We start from the raw sequence: 16,180 nt of genomic DNA on the forward strand, positions 1-16,180 counted from the left end.
GCCGGGGGCGCAGGATGCCCCCGGCAATCCCGGCTACCAGCCGCGCCCGGAATCTACCCAGAAATTCACCGACAACGAGGTAGATACCGACTCTACCTGATGGAACCAGCCCTCGGGCAGGAACAGCAGGTCACCGGCTTGTAGCACCACACGCAGGAACGGCACCTCGCGCGCCGCCGGGAAGCGTTGGTAATCCGGCGCGTCGGGGTTGAAGTCGCAGCCGTCCAGGCCGCCCTTGGGGCTGGTCGACCAGGTCCCCAGCGCCGGGCGATGGTGCGGCGCAGCCAGAATGAACGACTTCTGCCCCCAGACCTGGGCAAACAGGTTGTCGGTATCGTCGCGGTGCAACGGTGTCAGGGTGCCCTTGGGGCCGATCCAGATACGCGGCGCAATGAACTTGTCACGGGCGAAATACTGCGGGTAGCGGATCAGCTTCAGCAACTTTTCCGGCACGATGTTGTTGCCCATGTAGGCCGGGGTTTCACCAGGCCTGGCCGGGGTGTCCAGCGAGGCGATGAACTCGGCCATGGACGTGGAGCGGAAGTCGCGGTCGGTGGAAAACGTCTTCTGCACGTAGTCGCCGTGGCGGGTAATGCCCTGCAGTTCGGCGAAATGTTCCAGCGAGGCTTCACGGCCCATGCTGAACAGTGGCCAGTCCTGCAGGGCATCGCTGATCACCAGCGGGGTGCCATGCACCAGGTAGTCGTTGTGGAAGCGCGCCACGGGCATGTCGGCGCGGGCAATGCGTGGCACTTCGCGCTGCACCGGTTGGGCGGCCGAGACCCGTTCGCTGAAGCGTGCCGGTGTCGGGTAGCGCTGGTTCATCGATACCTTGGTCGGCGTCGCCCCGCGGCGGGCGTTGCTGATGATCTGCGGTAGCAGAGTGGCCAGGCCCATGTTGCCGGTGATCTTCAGGCGCGCACTGGCGAACAGCTCCTCGACGTTGGCGGTGCCGCCCATGATGGCGAGGAAGTCGCGCTCGGCCACCTCGATGGTGACGTCCGCGGCGCCGTGGCGGCCGGCACCGGTGCGGCTGCTGTCGCGCACTTCCGACCAGAAGGCCTGGTCTTCGCCGAAGACGAACTGGAAGACGCCTTCGATGCCGACGGCATGGGCGTTGGCGAACAGTTTGCTGAGAATGCTCTGAAGGTCCACGGTGTGCCTCTGGCGGTCTTTCGTTGTGCAAGGATGACGAGTGCCTGCGCCAGCGATTTAGCCATCCGGACGGGTAATTTTCCGGCGTGCAGCTACGTCCCGTACGGGAGCCCGAGTCACTTCACCCAAGGAACCCACATGGCACTGCATCCCGATCTGGCGGCTTTTCTGGAACTGGTCGAGTTTGGCCGGCTGACGGGCAGGAGCCTGCCCATGCACGCGATGGACGTGGCCCAGGCCCGCGCCGAGTTCGAAAGCAGCTCACAGGTGCTCGACCCCAGCCCGCCGGGCCATGTGACGGTCAGCGAGCTGCAGTTCAGCGTGCGCGACGGTTCTCGCCTGGCTGCCCGTCTGTACCGTCAGGGCCGGGCCGGCACCGCCTTGCAACCGGTGATCCTGTACCTGCACGGTGGCGGCTACGTCGTCGGCAGCCTCGACTCGCATGATTCGGTGTGCCGCCGTCTGGCGACGCTGGGCGAGTTCGCGGTGCTGGCCGCAGACTACCGCCTGGCGCCGCAGCAGCAGTTCCCGGTGGCGCTGCACGACGTGCTGGACGCCGCCAACTGGCTGGCCGAACAGGCCGCGTCGCTGGGGCTGGACAACCGCCGGATAGTGCTGGCGGGAGACAGTGTCGGGGCCAGCCTGGCTGCGGTCATGGCCATCATGTCGGTGCAGCAGCCCGAGGCCCTGGCATTCCAGCCGCTGGCGCAGTTGCTGTTCTACCCGGTGACCGACATTGCCTGCCAGCGTGCATCGCATCGCCAGCACGCCGAGGGCTACCTGCTGGAGACGCCCACCCTGGAGTGGTTCTACCAGCACTATGCGCCGCAGCCCGAGCAACGCCTGGACTGGCGGGTGTCGCCGTTGCGCTCGACGTTGCGACAAGCGCTGGCGCCGGCGTATCTGTTCGTGGCCGAGTACGACCCGTTGCACGATGAAGGGATCGCTTATCGGGACTGGCTGCTGGCGGGCGGCACGCCGGTGCGCTTCGCGCGGGTGGAGGGCCTGACCCATGACTTTTTGCGCATGTCGGGAATCGTGGGGCAGGTAGCGGACATTTATCGGGATGTCGGGGGGTGGTTGCAGGGGATCGGGGCGCAGGGCTGACGCAAGATAGCCGGGGCGCGCGTTGCGCCCCCAGGGCGTCACCCGTGAACGCGTCGCCCCAACACATTTACCAACCGCTCGATCTCCGCCTCGGTATTCAACAACCCCGGCGCCGTCCGTACCACCGGCCCCACATCCCGCGACACGGCATCGACCACGATGCGCTGGCTATTCAGATGCCGGGCGACCTCGTCGGCATCCTGGCCCTTGACCCTGAAGAAGGTGAACCCCGCCGAATACCGTGCGCTGCGCGGGGTCACCAGTTCGATAGCCGGCAGTGCCTCAAGCCGTTGCCTGAGGTAGTCGTTCAGCTCGTGAATACGCGCCTGCACGGCCGCCTTGCCCAGTTGCAGGTGCAATTCGAACGCCTTGCCCAACGCCCAGCGGTGCTCGAACGCGTGGTAGCCACCCGGCGTCATCACGGTGGCGAAGTCTTCGTTCTCGGAAAAGGTGGCAATGGTCGGGGTCAGTTGCTCCAGCCCGGGGGAGGCCGCGCAGATGATCCCGGTACCGCGGGGTCCGAACAGCCACTTGTGGGTCCCGGCAATGAAATAATCGCAGTTCAGGTCGGCAAAGCGCATGTCTTCGACGCCAAAGCCATGTACACCGTCGATCACGTAGATGATCCGGTCGTGCTCGTCACGCTGGCGGTTGACCTCGCGGACCAGTGCACCGATCTCGCCCACCGGCAGTTTCACGCCACTGCCCGAGTGCACCCAGGTCATGCCCAGGACCCGGGTCTGCGGGCCGATGGCGGCAGCGATGGTGGTCAGTACCTGGTCGCTGCTGACCTTGGCGGGGTCGTCGAACAGGCGCAAGCGGCGCACCGGGGTGCCGTCGCGCGTGGTACGAAAACCCAGGGTATGACGGGCGGCCGAATGCTCATGCACGGTGGTGAGTACTTCCTGCCCCGGGGCGATCTTCAGCCCGCCATAGATCAGCCCGAGGCCTTCCGTGGTGCTGCCGGTCAGGGCAATCTGGCGGGGTGTCACCTCAAGGTAGCGGGCCGCCCATTCACGTACGGCGGCTTCATGCTTCCACTCCGACTGGCTGTCCCAGTCGACCAGGCGCGCCGGGTGATGGTCGAAGCGGGCGCGCAGTGCCTCGATGGCATCGCGTACCGGGCGTGGGTGCGAGGTGATCAAGAAGTTGGCGAAGTGGGCATACGCAGGGTCCAGCTCGAACAGGCTGCGAAATGCAGCCCAGTCGGTGCCACTGGCCGCTGGGCCAGGCGCTGCGTGGGCAGTTGCCAGCAGCGGGCCGGGGCCTGTCAGTGGCAAGGCGGCAGCCAGCAGGCCGGCCTGTTTGAGGAAGGTGCGACGGTCGTTCATCACGTGGCTCGCAAGATCAGGGGGATAAAGAGGCGACAGGTTGTGCGGCACGTTGCACCTGCTCCCACACGCGCAGGAAATTGCCGCCCCAGAGCTTGGCAATATCCGCTTCGGAGTAACCGCGGCTGATCAGTTCGGCGGTGACGTTGCGTGCCTCGCTGGCGTTCTGCCAGCCGTCGATGCCGCCGCCTTCGTTGAAGTCCGAGCTGAGGCCGACATGGTCGATGCCGACCTTGCGCACCGTGTAGTCGATGGCATCGCCGTAGTCCTTGAGGGTGGCCGGGGGTTCTTCTTCAAGGATGCCGTACAGCTCGTTGGCATACTGGCCGACCTTCTGCTCGGGCCAGCCGGCGATTACCGGGTCACCCGGCATCAGTGCGTAGTTGAGATCGGCCAGTGGCGGCAGGGCGTAGCGTGCGCGCAATGCGTTGAGTTTGCCCTGGGTCTTGCTGCTCAGCGGCTTGAGGTAGGTAGAGAAGGCCACCAGCTGGACTACACCGCCGCTGTCCTTGATCAGTTGCAGTTCCTTGTCGGAGAGGTTGCGCCTGATGTCGACCATGGCCCGTGGCGCCGAATGCGACGCCACCACAGGGGCGCGGCTGAGGGCGACGGCCTGGGCCAGCGCCTTGCTGGACATCTGCGACACATCGATGATCACGCCCAGGTCATTCAGCCGTTGCACGGCGCGCTTGCCGAGTGGTGACAGGCCGCCCAGGGCATCGGCAGTGTCATTGAAGAACGGCAGCGGGCGCGACGAGTCGGCCCAGCTGTTGTTGCCCACATAGCTGAAGCCGAACATGCGCACCCCGCGTGCGGCCCAGCGGTCGAGCTGGTCGATGTCGTCGCCCAGGGCGTAGGCGTTGAGCATGCTGAGCAGCACCGCGAACTTGCCCTCGCCGTGCAGGCGGCGAAAATCTTGCGGGGTGTAGGCGATGCCAACCTGTTGCGGGAAGTCGCGGACCATGGCGCTGATGGCGTTGTAGCGCACCTCCTGGGTATGCCGGGCGGCTTCGACGAAGCCCGGGGTAGGGCGGTGCGGGGCAGTGTCGCCGGTCCACGATTCGGGCCAGGCGAATATGCTCAGGGCGGCGCCGGACAGACGCCCGCGTGCAGCCTTGGCCAGGTCGAAGCGGCCAGCGCCGTCCTTGTCCGCCTCGCTGCCTTCGGTGCCGAAGGTCAGCGGCAGGGTCACATGGCTGTCGAACGAGAGGATGCGTTCCTGCAGGTCGTTGGCCTGGCGGGTCACCTCTCTGGAATAGCCCGCGGGCGTGGCGAAATAGTGCCAGGCAGCAAACCCGGCGCCAGCGCCAAGCGCAGTGGCCAGGCTGATAAACAGGGCTTTGTTCCAGCGTGAAGTCGTCATCTTGGTCTCAGTAGGTTCACCGTCGAGGGATGGGCACAGAGCCGCCGTTACCTGCAGTGGACGAGCCTGCAGCGCAGAAATTTAGCCGCGGGCTTTGGCCATGCACGGTTAAATTTCGCCGCCCATGCCACGTTCTAGCCTTGGACGGGCCGTGCTCCATGGCCGCAATGAATGCACAGGTATGCAATGACGATTTCGCGACGCGGTTTCATCGCCGGTGTGGCATTGACGGGCGTGGTGGTGCCCGCTGCGGTGGGTGCGCTGTATCAGCAGCGGCAGCGTGCCGCCGAGGAATTTCCGGAGACGCCTGGCGAGGCCGTCGTCGAGTTGGCCGATACCGGCCTGCAGCAGTTGGGCGATACCCTGCGCGGGGTCTGGCGCTTGACCCTGCTGGGCGAGGAGGCGGGTTTGCAGGGCTTGCCGGCAGGTGACCTGGAGCTGTTTCTTGACGTTGCAGGCAATGGCCGCGCCCTGCGCGGTTATCTGGATACCCCCGAGCGCCTGCGTGCGGAGGCGGAACCGCGTTACCGCGTGGTCGGCGACTTGCTGGCGGACAAGCCGGGCAGCTTGCGCTGGCGGCTGTTTTCATCGCAGGCGCGCTATGAATGCCATGTCGTGCTCGACGAGGTATGGGGCCGCTTCGGCAACGCCGGGCCGGCCACCCTCAATGGGCGCATTGCCTGCCTCGACCGGGCGTTGTCGTTGCCGCTGCAGGATAACCAGTTCGTGGCCTTGAAGCGCACCTTCCCGGAGGCCCGCGAACGGACCCCGCTGAACCCGCAACTGCTGGCCTGGCTGGTCGCTCCGGAACATCGCCTGTTCCACCAGCTGTGGCACGCCGCGCGGGATAAATGGCACAAGCTGGCCAAGGACAAGCAGGCGGCCCTGCGTGGCCTGGGCTGGCAACCTGGGCCGCGTGACCGCGAGCGCGATGCGCGGGGGCGGCACAAGGACCGCAATGGCTCGGGCGAGGACTTCCTGTTCATGCACCGGCATATGCTGGGCAGCGCCCGTGCCTTGCAAGACCTGCCTTCCTGGCCGCGCTTCCCGCTGCCGCAGCCGGAACTGGAGCGCGACCGCGTCGGCTTCGCCCGTTACTTCGACAACCATGACGGCAATGCCCTGCCGCCGACCTGGCTGGCCAGCGGTGACGCGGCGTACAGCCAGTGGGTGCGCGACATCAAGGCGGCGGACACCTTCCACGGCAATTTCCAGGTCTGGGAGTCGCGCTATACCGACCCGGAGTACCTGAGCACGGTGACCCTGGCGCAGTTCGGCTCGGAACTGGAGCTGGGCCTGCACGACTGGTTGCACATGCGCTGGGCATCGGTGCCGCGGGACCCCGCCAATGGCATGCCTGTGCCCACGGCGCGCACGCCGGATGATTTTGCCGAGCGTTGGTTCGCTGCGCAGAACGATTTCCTTGGCGACCCGTTCTCCTCCCATGTGAACCCGGTGTTCTGGCGCTTTCATGGCTGGATCGACGACCGCATCGAGGATTGGTTCCATGCCCACGAACGGCTGCACCCCGGCGAGGTGCGGCGCCTGCAGGTCAACGGTGTGCCGTGGTTCGCCCCGGGGCGTTGGGTGGACGTGGCGGACCCATGGCTGGGGCCGGATACCCATGGCTGCTCGACGGTGCCGGGGCTGCGGCCTGGGCGCAGTGTGGAGATGGACCCGGAAACGATGAAGCTGGCATTGCGCATCATCTACAGTGATGACGGCCTGTTCGACAAGTTGCAGCCCAAGGTGCCGCAGCGACCGTGGTATGCCCGCAACCTGAAGGTGCGGAGCTAGCCGCTGCCTGTGCCAGCCCTACGGGTTGGCGCCCCAGCCTCCACCCAAGGCCTTGTACAACGCCACGCTGCCCTGCAACCGGGCGAGGCGCAGTTGCGCCTGCTGGTCTTGCGCCACATACCAGGTGCGCTGGGTTTCCAGCACGCTCAACAAGGTCTCCGCGCCTGCGCCATAGCGCCGTTGCGCCAGCTCGAAGGCCAGCCGTGCCTGCTGCACCTCTTCATCCTGCCACTGGCGCTGGCGATCCACGCCAGCGATCGCATTGAGCGCCTTCTCGACATCGGCAAAAGCGGCCAGGATGCTGCTGCGGTAGGTTTCCAGCAATTCTGCCTGTTCGGCTTCGGCCAGCTCACGTGCGGCACGCAGCCGGCCATGGTTGAACACCGGCGCGACCAGGCCGCTGCTGAGGGTGTAGTAGGCGCTGTCGAACAGGTGGGCGAACGTATCGGCGCCCGCCCCCAGGTTGGCGCCGAGGGTGAGCTTGGGCAGCATGGCCGCGCGGGCGACCTGCACATTGGCGCTGGCAGCGGCCAGACGCGCTTCGGCAGCGGCAATGTCCGGTCGCCGAGTAAGCAGTTCGCTGGGCACGCCGCTGCCGATGGCAGGCCACTGCAGGCTGGCGATCGCTTCCTGGCTGCTCGGCAGCGACTGCACCGGTTCACCGAGCAGGGTCGCCAGGGTGACCCGGCTGTCTTGCCACTGCTGTTCCAGCAACGGCAACTGACGTTGCTGCGCGGCCACCAGGCTACGCTGCTGGGCCAGCTCCAGACGCGTGGCGGCCCCGTTGCGCTGGCGCGCTTCGACCAGGCCCAGCACGTCCTCGGCATTGCGCAGGTTCAAGCGGGCGATACGCAATTGTTCTTCCAGGGCCAGCCCCTGCAGATAACTGTCGGCCACGGCACTGACCAGGGTCAGCTCGACAGTTTGACGGTCGAAACGGCTGGCATCGAGGCTGTGCAGGGCATTTTCGCGCGTCGCCCGCAGGCCGCCCCAGAAGTCGAGTTCGTAGCTGGCGCTGAGCTGCACGTCGAACGAGGTGCTGGTCGGTTCGTTGCGGCTGACATCAAGCTGGTCGTTGCCCTCGCCGTGCAGCAGGCGTTGGCGGCTGCCGTCCAGGCCCAGCTTCAGCTCCGGCAGCAAGGGCGCGCCAGCGATGACGGCGCGGGCCCGGGCCTGGCGCACCCGCGCCGTGGCGGCGGCCAGGTCGTGGGCATTGTGCAGGGCATGCTGCACCAGGCGGTCCAGTTCGCGGCTGGCGAAGGCATGCCACCATCGTGTCGTCGGCCGTTGTGCCGGCGCTGATGCGGCTGCGCCCTGCCAGGCGAGCGGCGCGGCAATGCCGTTGGCGGGTGTGGACGGCGTGGTGCAGGCGGCCAGGCTGACGCACAGGGTCAGCAGGCTGATGCGGCTGGGCAGAGTCATGGCTTATTCACTGGTAAGGGCTTTGACCGGATCGAGGCGGGCGGCCTTGCGCGCTGGCATGAAGCCGAACACGATGCCGGTAACCACGGCGCAGGCGAAGGCGCCGAGCATGGCCGGTAAGGCGAAGGCCACCGCTACCTCGGCCAGCATCAGGCCGGCGCCGATGGCCAGGGCCAGGACGATGCCGGCCAGGCCGCCGACCATCGACAGCATCACCGCCTCGCTGAGAAATTGCCGCAGGATGTCGCGCTGGCGGGCGCCGGTAGCCATGCGGATACCGATTTCGCGGGTACGCTCGCGCACGGTCATCAGCATGATGTTCATCACCCCGATGCCGCCGACCAGCAGCGAAATCGCAGCAATCGCCCCCAGCATCAGCGACAGGCTGTTCTGCGTGCGCGCTTCGGCCTGGATCAGCGCGGCATCGTTGGTCAGCTCGAAGTCCCGGCGCCCGTTGTGACGCTGGCGCAGCAACTGGTCGATGGCCGCTTCGGCCTCGTCGACCCGCGTGGAGTCGAGCGCGGCGACGGCGATGTAGTCCGGGTCGCGCTGGCCGAACAGGCGGATGGCCGCCGCGGAGTAGGGCACCACGATGCGCCCGTCGCTATCCTGGTCGCCGGAGCTGGCACCTTTGCCGGCCAGGATACCGACCACCTGGAACGGTACATTGCCGATCAGCAGGTATTGCCCCAGCGGGTCGCGCCCTGGGTCGAGCATCTGTTCCCGCACTTTCTGACCGATCACCGCCACTGCCGCGGCGCTGGCTTCATCGGTTTCGCTGTAGAAGCTGCCGTGCACCGCCGGCCAGTTGAAAATCTCGGGGAAGCGGGTGTTGTTGCCGCCCACATAGAACCGCTGGCTGTGGTTGCCGTAACGCACCATCATCTTTTCCCCGAGCACCGGCATCACGTGCCGGACCTGCGGCAACTGGCCGATGGCGGCAACATCGTCGAGGGTGATGGTGCCGGCCTGTTCGCCCAGGCTCGCCGGCTTGCCATTGAGGTAGAGGATGTTCGAGCCGAAGGCGGCCATCTGCGCCATGACCTGGCGTTTGCTGCCTTCGCCCACGGCCAGCATCACGACCACCGAGGCAACACCGATGACGATGCCCAGCAGGGTCAGGGCGGTGCGGAAGCGGTTGACCCACATCACCCGCCAGGCGGCCTGCAGGGCTTCGCGCAGTTCGCCTTTCCATGCCCCGCGCAAGGCCGCGCCGTGGTCCAGGTGCTGACGCAACTGGTCCGCCTGCAGCCCTCGTCCAGGGTCGACCGGGGGCTGCCCGGTGGCCGAATCGCTGATGACCACACCGTCGCGAATCTCGATCACCCGCTGCGCCCGCGCTGCCACGTTGCGGTCATGGGTGATCAGGATGATCACGTGGCCCTGCCTGGCCAGCTCGTCGAGCAACGCCATCACCTCGCTGCCGCTGTGGCTGTCGAGCGCGCCGGTGGGTTCGTCGGCAAGGATGATATGGCCGCCGTTCATCAAGGCCCGGGCGATCGATACCCGCTGCTGCTGGCCGCCGGACAACTGCTGCGGGCGGTTGTCGGTACGGCTGGCCAGGCCCAGGCGGCCGAGCAGGGCGCTGGCGCGGGCGTGGCGTTCACTGGCAGCGATGCCGGCATAGATGGCCGGCATTTCGACGTTTTCCCGAGCCGAGCCGGAGGGGATCAGGTGGTAGCCCTGGAACACGAAGCCAAACGCCTCGCGGCGCAGCCAGGCCAGCTCGTCACTGCCCAGCTCGGCCACGTCCTTGCCGGCGAAGCGGTAGCTGCCGGAGGTAGGGCGGTCGAGGCAGCCGAGGATGTTCATCAGCGTCGACTTGCCTGAACCGGACGCGCCGACGATGGCGACGAACTCGCCGGGGTGGATGCGCAGGCTGATGCCATGCAGGATATCGACCTTGGGGGAGCCAACGCCGCCAAAGGATTTACGGATGTCGACCAGTTCGATCAGGGGTGTGCTCATTCAGCCTCCGCTGACGCCCGGGGCGCCGATGACCAGGCGTTCGCCTTCATTGAGGCCGTCGACTACCTGCACCCGCAGGCGGTCACTGAGGCCGGTGCGAACCTGGCGTTGTTCGACTTTGCCGTCGCGGGTCAGCACACGCGCCAAGTGCAGGCCATCCGCGTCGTCCAGCGCAGCCCGAGGCACGGTCAGCACCTGGCTGGCCTTGCCAGCGACGAAGAACACCTGGGTGGTCATCTCGGCCATCAGCGCACCGTCCGGGTTGTCGACATCCAGCAGCACGCTGTACTGCACCACCTGGTTGCCAGCGCTGCCGTTGCTGACGCTGGCCGGGCTGCCGCCGCCCTGGCTGGCTTGCTCCAGTGGTTTGGGTGGCACCGGCAGCACCTGGCGCACGGTGCTGGTCCAGCGGCGCTTGCCACCGGCCAGCGTGGTGAAGTAGGCGGTCATGCCGGGCTTGACCTTGCCGATGTCGGCTTCCGATACCTGCGCCCATACTGTCATTGGCGAGAGCCTGGCGATGCGCAGGATCAACGGGGTTTGCTGTTGGGCGTTGAGGGTCTGCCCCTCGCGCGCGTCCACCGCTACCACGGTACCGTCCATCGGCGCATAGATGCGGGTGTAGCCCAGCTCGGCCTCGTCGCTGCGCAAGCTGGCCTGGGCCTGGCGGATCTGCGCCTGGAACATGTCGATGCGTGCCTGGGTGACGTTGAGCTGGGCAGTGGCGGTTTGCACATCCTCGTCGCGGGTGGCGCCGGCAGCGGCCAGGTCACGTTGGCGCTTGAGCTGCTGCCGGGCCAGTTGGAACTGCGCGCGTTGTTCGGCAAGCTGGGCCTTGAGGTTGTCGATCGAGTAGCGGCCGGCATCCAGCCGGGCCTGCTGGGTCGAGGGGTCGATCTCGACCAGCAGCTGGCCTTTGCGTACGGTGTCGCCGACTTCGACATGCAGGGTGTGGATCTGCCCGGACGCCTGGGCACCGACATCCACGTAGCGTCTTGGCTGCAGGGTGCCGAGTGCGGTGACGCTGCTTTCGATGTCGGCGCGGGTCACGGCGACCGTACTAGGCGGTGGTGCAGCGTAGGGCGGGGTGGTCCAGGCCAGCAGGCCGCCCAGGCCGAGCAGACCCAGGCCGACGAGCAGGGCCCGGCGACGGGTGTTGGGTAAAGGTCTCATGCACACTTCCAGCCGAGTGGGTGCCAGATAGACGAAAGCGGCAGAAGGGGATTTAGCGGTTATCGCGTGGGACTGGCGCGGCTACAGAGATCTGACAGGCGCTGCAGCTCTACAGCCATACCGTGTTGCTGAGAATCATTATAATTTGTAAGATCGCAGGCTGACATCACTCGGTCCCGCGCGCTGCCTGAAAGGGCTTTCTGGGCAGGCTGGCAGGACGATCTCAGGTAACGTCGTGGAACATTACTATCGCGAACTGGTGGGCTTCCTTTCCGCGCGCCTGGGCAGTCGCCAGGCCGCGGAAGACGTGGCGCACGACGCTTACCTGCGGGTGCTGGAGCGCACCGATGGCGAACGCATCGAGCACCCGCGTGCCTTCCTGTACCGCACCGCGCTCAACCTTGTGGTCGACCGCCACCGGCGCCACCTGGTACGTCAGGCCGAGCCGCTGGAGGTGCTGGACAGCGACGAGCGTTGGCACACCCCGGCGCCGGCCCACGCCATGCAGCTCGACCAGCGCCTGGCGCTGATGCAGCGTGCCCTGGATGAGCTGGGCAAGGTTTGCCGTGACTGCTTTTTGCTGCGCAAGCTCGATGGCTTGTCGCACCAGCAGATTGCCGACCACCTGGGTATTTCCCGCAGCCTGGTGGAAAAACACATCGTCAACGCCATGAAGCACTGCCGGGTGCGCATGCGCGAGTGGGAATGCTGATAACCGGCCCGCCAGGCGCCGGCAAATTCCCTCGCCCAGGCACTTGATTTCTGCGTCTTTCCCGACTTCTATCAAGGTAGACCCCTGCCAGGCCTCGACCAGGCAGTAGCCGTCACTGGCGCAGTACGGTCATGGAGCGTACCCATCACCCCACTGCCTAGGCCCGACCCATGGCAAACAAGACCTTGCGCATCCTTATCGCCGATGCACACCCGTGCCAGCGCCTCCAGCTGGAACGGCTGCTCAATGGCCTGGGCTATTACCGGATTGCACCCGTGGACAGCTTCGAGGAGCTGCAGCGCCTGGTGCTGTGTGCCTTGCAGCCGTTCCACCTGCTGCTGGGCAATATCGAGCTGGCCAGCCATGCCGGGGTCGACCTGGAGCGCTTCTGCCGTGTCAGTACCCAGATCCAGCATGCCCTGCTTTATCACTCCACCCAGGTGAAAGTACCTTCGGTGCCCCAGGCCGAGCGCCAGGCGGTCAGCCTGAGCCTGCCGCAGGTGCCTGACAATGAGGCGCTGCAGGCGTTCATGGCGATCATTGATACACCGCTGCAGGTCGGCAAGCTGCCACTGCCGGGCACGCTGCCCGCGGCACCGGCACGGCCAGTGGCGCGCGCCAACTTCGCCCACACGGTATTCAACCGCTAGCACGCCGCAGGCGGGGCAAGGGGGGCGCTATTTGCTATCCTTTCGGCCTTTGCCGATTTGCGGACCCTGCCATGACTGCCAACGATACCGCTCGCCCGTCCCGGTTCAGCCGCGGCGACCACCGGACCCTGGGCCTGGCGGCGCTGGGCGGCGCGCTGGAAATCTACGATTTCATCATCTTCGTGTTCTTTGCGCTCACCCTCAGCCAGCTGTTCTTCCCGCCCGAGATGCCCGAATGGCTGCGCCTGCTGCAAAGCTTCGGGATTTTCGTCACTGGCTACCTGGCGCGACCGCTGGGCGGCATCCTGATGGCGCACTTCGCCGACCACCTGGGGCGCAAGCGGGTGTTCAGCCTGAGCATCCTGATGATGGCCCTGCCGTGCCTGTTGATCGGGGTGATGCCGACCTACGCCGACATCGGCTATGCGGCGCCGCTGATCCTGCTGGCCCTGCGCATTCTGCAGGGCGCGGCGGTGGGCGGCGAAGTGCCCAGCGCCTGGACCTTCGTCGCCGAGCATGCGCCGGCCGGACGGCGCGGATACGCCCTGGGCTTCCTGCAGGCGGGGCTGACCTTCGGCTACCTGCTGGGGGCGCTGACTGCGACCTTGCTGGCGCAGCTGTTCACTACGCAGGAGATCCTCGACCATGCCTGGCGCTACCCGTTCCTGCTGGGCGGGGTGTTTGGCGTGGTGGGCGTATGGCTGCGCCGCTGGCTCAGCGAAACCCCGGTGTTCCTGGCCTTGCGTGCGCGCCAGCAGCAGCCGGTGCGCTTCCCGCTGCGGCAGGTGTTGGGCGAACACCGGCGGGCGTTGATCCCGGCGGTGCTGCTGACCTGTGTGCTGACCAGCGCCGTGGTGGTGCTGGTGGTGATTACCCCGACGGTGATGCAACAGCGCTTCGGCATGACGGCCGGGCACACTTTTGCCCTGAGCAGCGTGGGTATCGTGTTTCTCAATATCGGCTGCGTGCTGGCCGGCCTGCTGGTCGACCGCGTCGGCGCCTGGCGCGCGTTGATGCTCTACAGCCTGCTGCTGCCGCTGGGCATCGGCGTGTTGTACACCAGCCTGGTAGGGCAGTGGGGCATGACCTGGCTGGCCTATGCACTGGCCGGCCTGTGCTGTGGCGTGGTGGGGGTGGTGCCGTCGGTAATGGTCGGGTTGTTCCCGGCCGAGATCCGTGTGTCGGGTATTTCCTTCACCTACAACGTGGCCTACGCCCTGTGGGCCAGCACTACACCGCTGGCGCTGATCGCATTGATGCCATGGAGCCCGTGGGTGTGTGCCGGGTTCTGCCTGATCATGGGCGCGGTGGGGTTGTTGACGGCGCTCTGTTTCGGGCGTCGTGAGCCGTTGCCGATGAGCGAGCCCGACTTGCTGCCGACGCGGTGCTTGTAGGCGCGGCCAGTACCGCCAGGCAACAGGTAAAACAGAAAAGCCCCCGGCTCGTGAGAACCGGGGGCTTTTCCTTACCGCAAGGGCAGGGGCTTACATGTTCGGGTAGTTCGGCCCGCCCGCGCCTTCGGGGGTGACCCAGGTGATGTTCTGGGCCGGGTCCTTGATGTCACAGGTCTTGCAGTGCACGCAGTTCTGTGCGTTGATCTGGAAGCGCTTGCTGCCGTCTTCCTGGCTCACCACTTCGTACACGCCCGCCGGGCAATAGCGCTGCGCCGGTTCGTCGTACAGCGGCAGGTTGCTGGCGATCGGGATGTTCGGGTCGGTCAGCTTCAGGTGGCAAGGTTGTTCCTCTTCATGGTTGGTGCTGGAGAGGAATACCGAGCTGAGCTTGTCGAAGCTGAGCTTGCCGTCCGGTTTCGGGTAGTCGATCTTCTGCGAGTCGGCCGCCAGCTTCAGGCAGGCGTAGTCCGGCTTGGTGTCGTGCAGGGTGAACGGCAGCTTGCCACCGAACCAGTTCTGGTCGACATAGTTGAACGCACCACCGAGGATCGGGCCGAACTTGTGGATGGCCGCGCCGAAGTTGCGGCTGGCGAACAGTTCTTCGTACAACCAGCTGGCCTTGAAGGCGCTGACGTAGCCGTTCAGCTTGTCGCCGCCTTCGCTGCCGGCGGCCAGCGCGTCGGCGACCGCTTCGGCCGCCAGCATGCCGGACTTCATCGCGGTGTGGCTGCCCTTGATCTTGGAGAAGTTCAAGGTGCCCAGGTCACATCCGATCAGCGCACCGCCATCGAACACCATTTTCGGCAGCGAGTTCAAGCCACCTTTGGCAATCGCGCGGGCGCCGTAGCTGATCCGCTTGCCGCCTTCGAGGTACTGGCTGATCACCGGGTGGTGCTTCAGGCGCTGGAATTCGTCGAACGGCGACAGGTACGGGTTGGCGTAGGACAGGTCGACGATCAGGCCGACGACCACCTGGTTGTTTTCCAGGTGATACAGGAACGAACCACCGGTGTTGTCCTTGGCCATCACATCCAGCGGCCAGCCGGCGGTGTGCACCACCAGGCCCTGTTCGTGCCTGGCCGGGTCGATTTCCCAGATTTCCTTCAGACCGATGCCGTAGTGCTGAACATCGGCTTCGCTGTCGAGGTTGAAACGCTTGATCAGCTGCTTGCCGATATGGCCACGGCAGCCTTCGGCGAACAGGGTGTATTTGGCGCGCAATTCCATGCCCGGGGTATACAGGCCGTCCTTCGGGTTGCCTTCGCGGTCCACGCCGAGGTCACCGGTAACGATGCCGCGGACCACGCCGTTGTCATCGAACAGCGCTTCCTGGGCGGCGAAGCCCGGGTAGATTTCCACGCCGAGGTTCTCGGCCTGCTGGGCCAGCCAGCGGCACAGGTTGCCCAGCGAGATGATGTAGTTGCCATGGTTGTGCATGGTCTTGGGCACGAACAGGTCAGGCACCTTGGTCGCGCTGCCGGCATCCTTGAGCACGTAGATGTCGTCGCGTTTCACTTCGGTGTTCAGTGGCGCGCCAAGGGCTTTCCAGTCGGGGAACAGCTCGTTCAGGGCACGCGGTTCGAACACCGCACCGGAGAGGATGTGGGCGCCGACTTCAGAGCCCTTTTCCACCACGCAGACGCTGATTTCGCTACCGGCTTCGGCGGCCTTCTGCTTCAGGCGGCAGGCGGCGGACAGGCCTGCCGGGCCGGCGCCGACGATGACCACGTCGAATTCCATGTATTCGCGTTCCACTGGTTCTCTCCTACTCATCAAGGCTCGTGCTGTTGCTTGGTCTTATGGGTGCGCGGGGCATTCGCCGCGGTTCTATGCAGCGGCGGAGCTGTAGCTGGGCAAATGACGGACTACACCGTTTTGTCTTGGCCGCGCATTATATCTACACCACTTGGCGGGTCCAATACAAACGTTTGTTTGAATTTGCCGCAGGCCAGTAAAATCACTGGAGCGCGGCTGGAGGGTGACCGATTTGCCGTATTGACCGGATTGGGTGTTACGGTCAAGATACGAGCGGTTTTACGTTCGCCGTAGGCTTGCAGCCGGGCGCAGGTACACCTCTAAAGACCAGGTGTGGAGCAGGGTTTTGCGGC

12 protein-coding genes are annotated in these 16,180 nt (G+C 65.9%); 5 read left to right on the top strand and 7 right to left on the bottom strand.

Going from position 1 to position 16,180, the window contains the following annotated elements; translation table 11 throughout:
• Positions 1–33: 33 nt before the first annotated feature.
• Entirely contained in the window at positions 34–1,155 is a 1,122-nt protein-coding gene (locus ACLEJP_RS12280; protein ID WP_440806729.1) for a cupin-like domain-containing protein, read from the bottom strand.
• A gap of 138 nt (positions 1,156–1,293) precedes the next feature.
• Between ACLEJP_RS12280 and ACLEJP_RS12285 the strand changes: the two genes are divergently transcribed.
• On the top strand, positions 1,294–2,262 hold the full coding sequence (locus ACLEJP_RS12285; protein ID WP_440806732.1) for an alpha/beta hydrolase: 969 nt from the start codon (positions 1,294–1,296) through the stop codon (positions 2,260–2,262).
• A gap of 38 nt (positions 2,263–2,300) precedes the next feature.
• Here the strand turns inward: ACLEJP_RS12285 and pvdN are convergent, their stop codons facing one another.
• Both pvdN and pvdM read right to left on the bottom strand, forming a co-directional pair.
• Positions 2,301–3,593 (bottom strand): pyoverdine-tailoring periplasmic protein PvdN, encoded by a 1,293-nt coding sequence (pvdN, locus tag ACLEJP_RS12290; RefSeq protein WP_440806734.1) that lies wholly within the window; start codon positions 3,591–3,593, stop codon positions 2,301–2,303.
• A gap of 16 nt (positions 3,594–3,609) precedes the next feature.
• The gene (gene pvdM / locus ACLEJP_RS12295) at positions 3,610–4,956 is read right to left on the bottom strand and encodes a pyoverdine-tailoring dipeptidase-like protein PvdM (protein WP_440806736.1); all 1,347 of its coding nucleotides are present in this window, start codon (positions 4,954–4,956) and stop codon (positions 3,610–3,612) included.
• Between the two features lie 186 nt (positions 4,957–5,142).
• On the opposite strand from pvdM, the gene pvdP reads away from it, so the two are divergent.
• The gene (gene pvdP / locus ACLEJP_RS12300; protein ID WP_440806738.1) at positions 5,143–6,753 is read left to right on the top strand and encodes a pyoverdine maturation tyrosinase PvdP; all 1,611 of its coding nucleotides are present in this window, start codon (positions 5,143–5,145) and stop codon (positions 6,751–6,753) included.
• Positions 6,754–6,771: 18 nt separating this feature from the next.
• On the opposite strand, the gene ACLEJP_RS12305 is transcribed toward pvdP, so the two are convergent.
• The 3 genes from ACLEJP_RS12305 to ACLEJP_RS12315 are packed head-to-tail and all read right to left on the bottom strand — an operon-like array spanning position 6,772 to position 11,316.
• Positions 6,772–8,175, bottom strand: coding sequence for an efflux transporter outer membrane subunit (locus tag ACLEJP_RS12305; protein WP_440806740.1), 1,404 nt, complete (start codon positions 8,173–8,175; stop codon positions 6,772–6,774).
• Between the two features lie 3 nt (positions 8,176–8,178).
• Positions 8,179–10,143, bottom strand: a complete 1,965-nt coding sequence (locus ACLEJP_RS12310) for a MacB family efflux pump subunit (protein ID WP_440806742.1) — start codon at positions 10,141–10,143, stop codon at positions 8,179–8,181.
• On the bottom strand, positions 10,144–11,316 hold the full coding sequence (locus tag ACLEJP_RS12315) for an efflux RND transporter periplasmic adaptor subunit (RefSeq protein ID WP_440806744.1): 1,173 nt from the start codon (positions 11,314–11,316) through the stop codon (positions 10,144–10,146).
• Positions 11,317–11,551: 235 nt separating this feature from the next.
• Here ACLEJP_RS12315 and ACLEJP_RS12320 point away from each other — a divergent pair, with 235 nt between their 5' ends.
• The 3 genes from ACLEJP_RS12320 to ACLEJP_RS12330 all read left to right on the top strand — a co-directional run bounded on the left by ACLEJP_RS12320 (position 11,552) and on the right by ACLEJP_RS12330 (position 14,072).
• On the top strand, positions 11,552–12,028 hold the full coding sequence (locus tag ACLEJP_RS12320) for a sigma-70 family RNA polymerase sigma factor (protein WP_440806746.1): 477 nt from the start codon (positions 11,552–11,554) through the stop codon (positions 12,026–12,028).
• Between the two features lie 170 nt (positions 12,029–12,198).
• Positions 12,199–12,678, top strand: coding sequence for a histidine kinase (locus ACLEJP_RS12325; protein ID WP_289135901.1), 480 nt, complete (start codon positions 12,199–12,201; stop codon positions 12,676–12,678).
• A 71-nt stretch (positions 12,679–12,749) separates the two neighbouring features.
• On the top strand, positions 12,750–14,072 hold the full coding sequence (locus ACLEJP_RS12330) for an MFS transporter (RefSeq protein WP_440806747.1): 1,323 nt from the start codon (positions 12,750–12,752) through the stop codon (positions 14,070–14,072).
• A gap of 90 nt (positions 14,073–14,162) precedes the next feature.
• On the opposite strand, the gene ACLEJP_RS12335 is transcribed toward ACLEJP_RS12330, so the two are convergent.
• Positions 14,163–15,845: an electron transfer flavoprotein-ubiquinone oxidoreductase gene (locus tag ACLEJP_RS12335; RefSeq protein ID WP_440806750.1), complete on the bottom strand. Its 1,683-nt coding sequence runs from the start codon at positions 15,843–15,845 to the stop codon at positions 14,163–14,165.
• Positions 15,846–16,180 lie beyond the last annotated feature (335 nt).

Origin of the sequence: Pseudomonas sp. SMV7, from assembly GCF_052041995.1 — a bacterium.
In the GTDB taxonomy this organism is placed as follows: domain Bacteria; phylum Pseudomonadota; class Gammaproteobacteria; order Pseudomonadales; family Pseudomonadaceae; genus Aquipseudomonas.

Coding starts and splice junctions, on each gene's coding strand:
- ACLEJP_RS12285 (WP_440806732.1), top strand. CDS start 1,294: ATGGCACTGCATCCCGATCTGGCGGCTTTTCTGGAACTGGTCGAGTTT.
- pvdN (WP_440806734.1), bottom strand. CDS start 3,593: ATGAACGACCGTCGCACCTTCCTCAAACAGGCCGGCCTGCTGGCTGCC.
- pvdM (WP_440806736.1), bottom strand. CDS start 4,956: ATGACGACTTCACGCTGGAACAAAGCCCTGTTTATCAGCCTGGCCACT.
- pvdP (WP_440806738.1), top strand. CDS start 5,143: ATGACGATTTCGCGACGCGGTTTCATCGCCGGTGTGGCATTGACGGGC.
- ACLEJP_RS12305 (WP_440806740.1), bottom strand. CDS start 8,175: ATGACTCTGCCCAGCCGCATCAGCCTGCTGACCCTGTGCGTCAGCCTG.
- ACLEJP_RS12310 (WP_440806742.1), bottom strand. CDS start 10,143: ATGAGCACACCCCTGATCGAACTGGTCGACATCCGTAAATCCTTTGGC.
- ACLEJP_RS12315 (WP_440806744.1), bottom strand. CDS start 11,316: ATGAGACCTTTACCCAACACCCGTCGCCGGGCCCTGCTCGTCGGCCTG.
- ACLEJP_RS12325 (WP_289135901.1), top strand. CDS start 12,199: ATGGCAAACAAGACCTTGCGCATCCTTATCGCCGATGCACACCCGTGC.
- ACLEJP_RS12330 (WP_440806747.1), top strand. CDS start 12,750: ATGACTGCCAACGATACCGCTCGCCCGTCCCGGTTCAGCCGCGGCGAC.
- ACLEJP_RS12335 (WP_440806750.1), bottom strand. CDS start 15,845: ATGAGTAGGAGAGAACCAGTGGAACGCGAATACATGGAATTCGACGTG.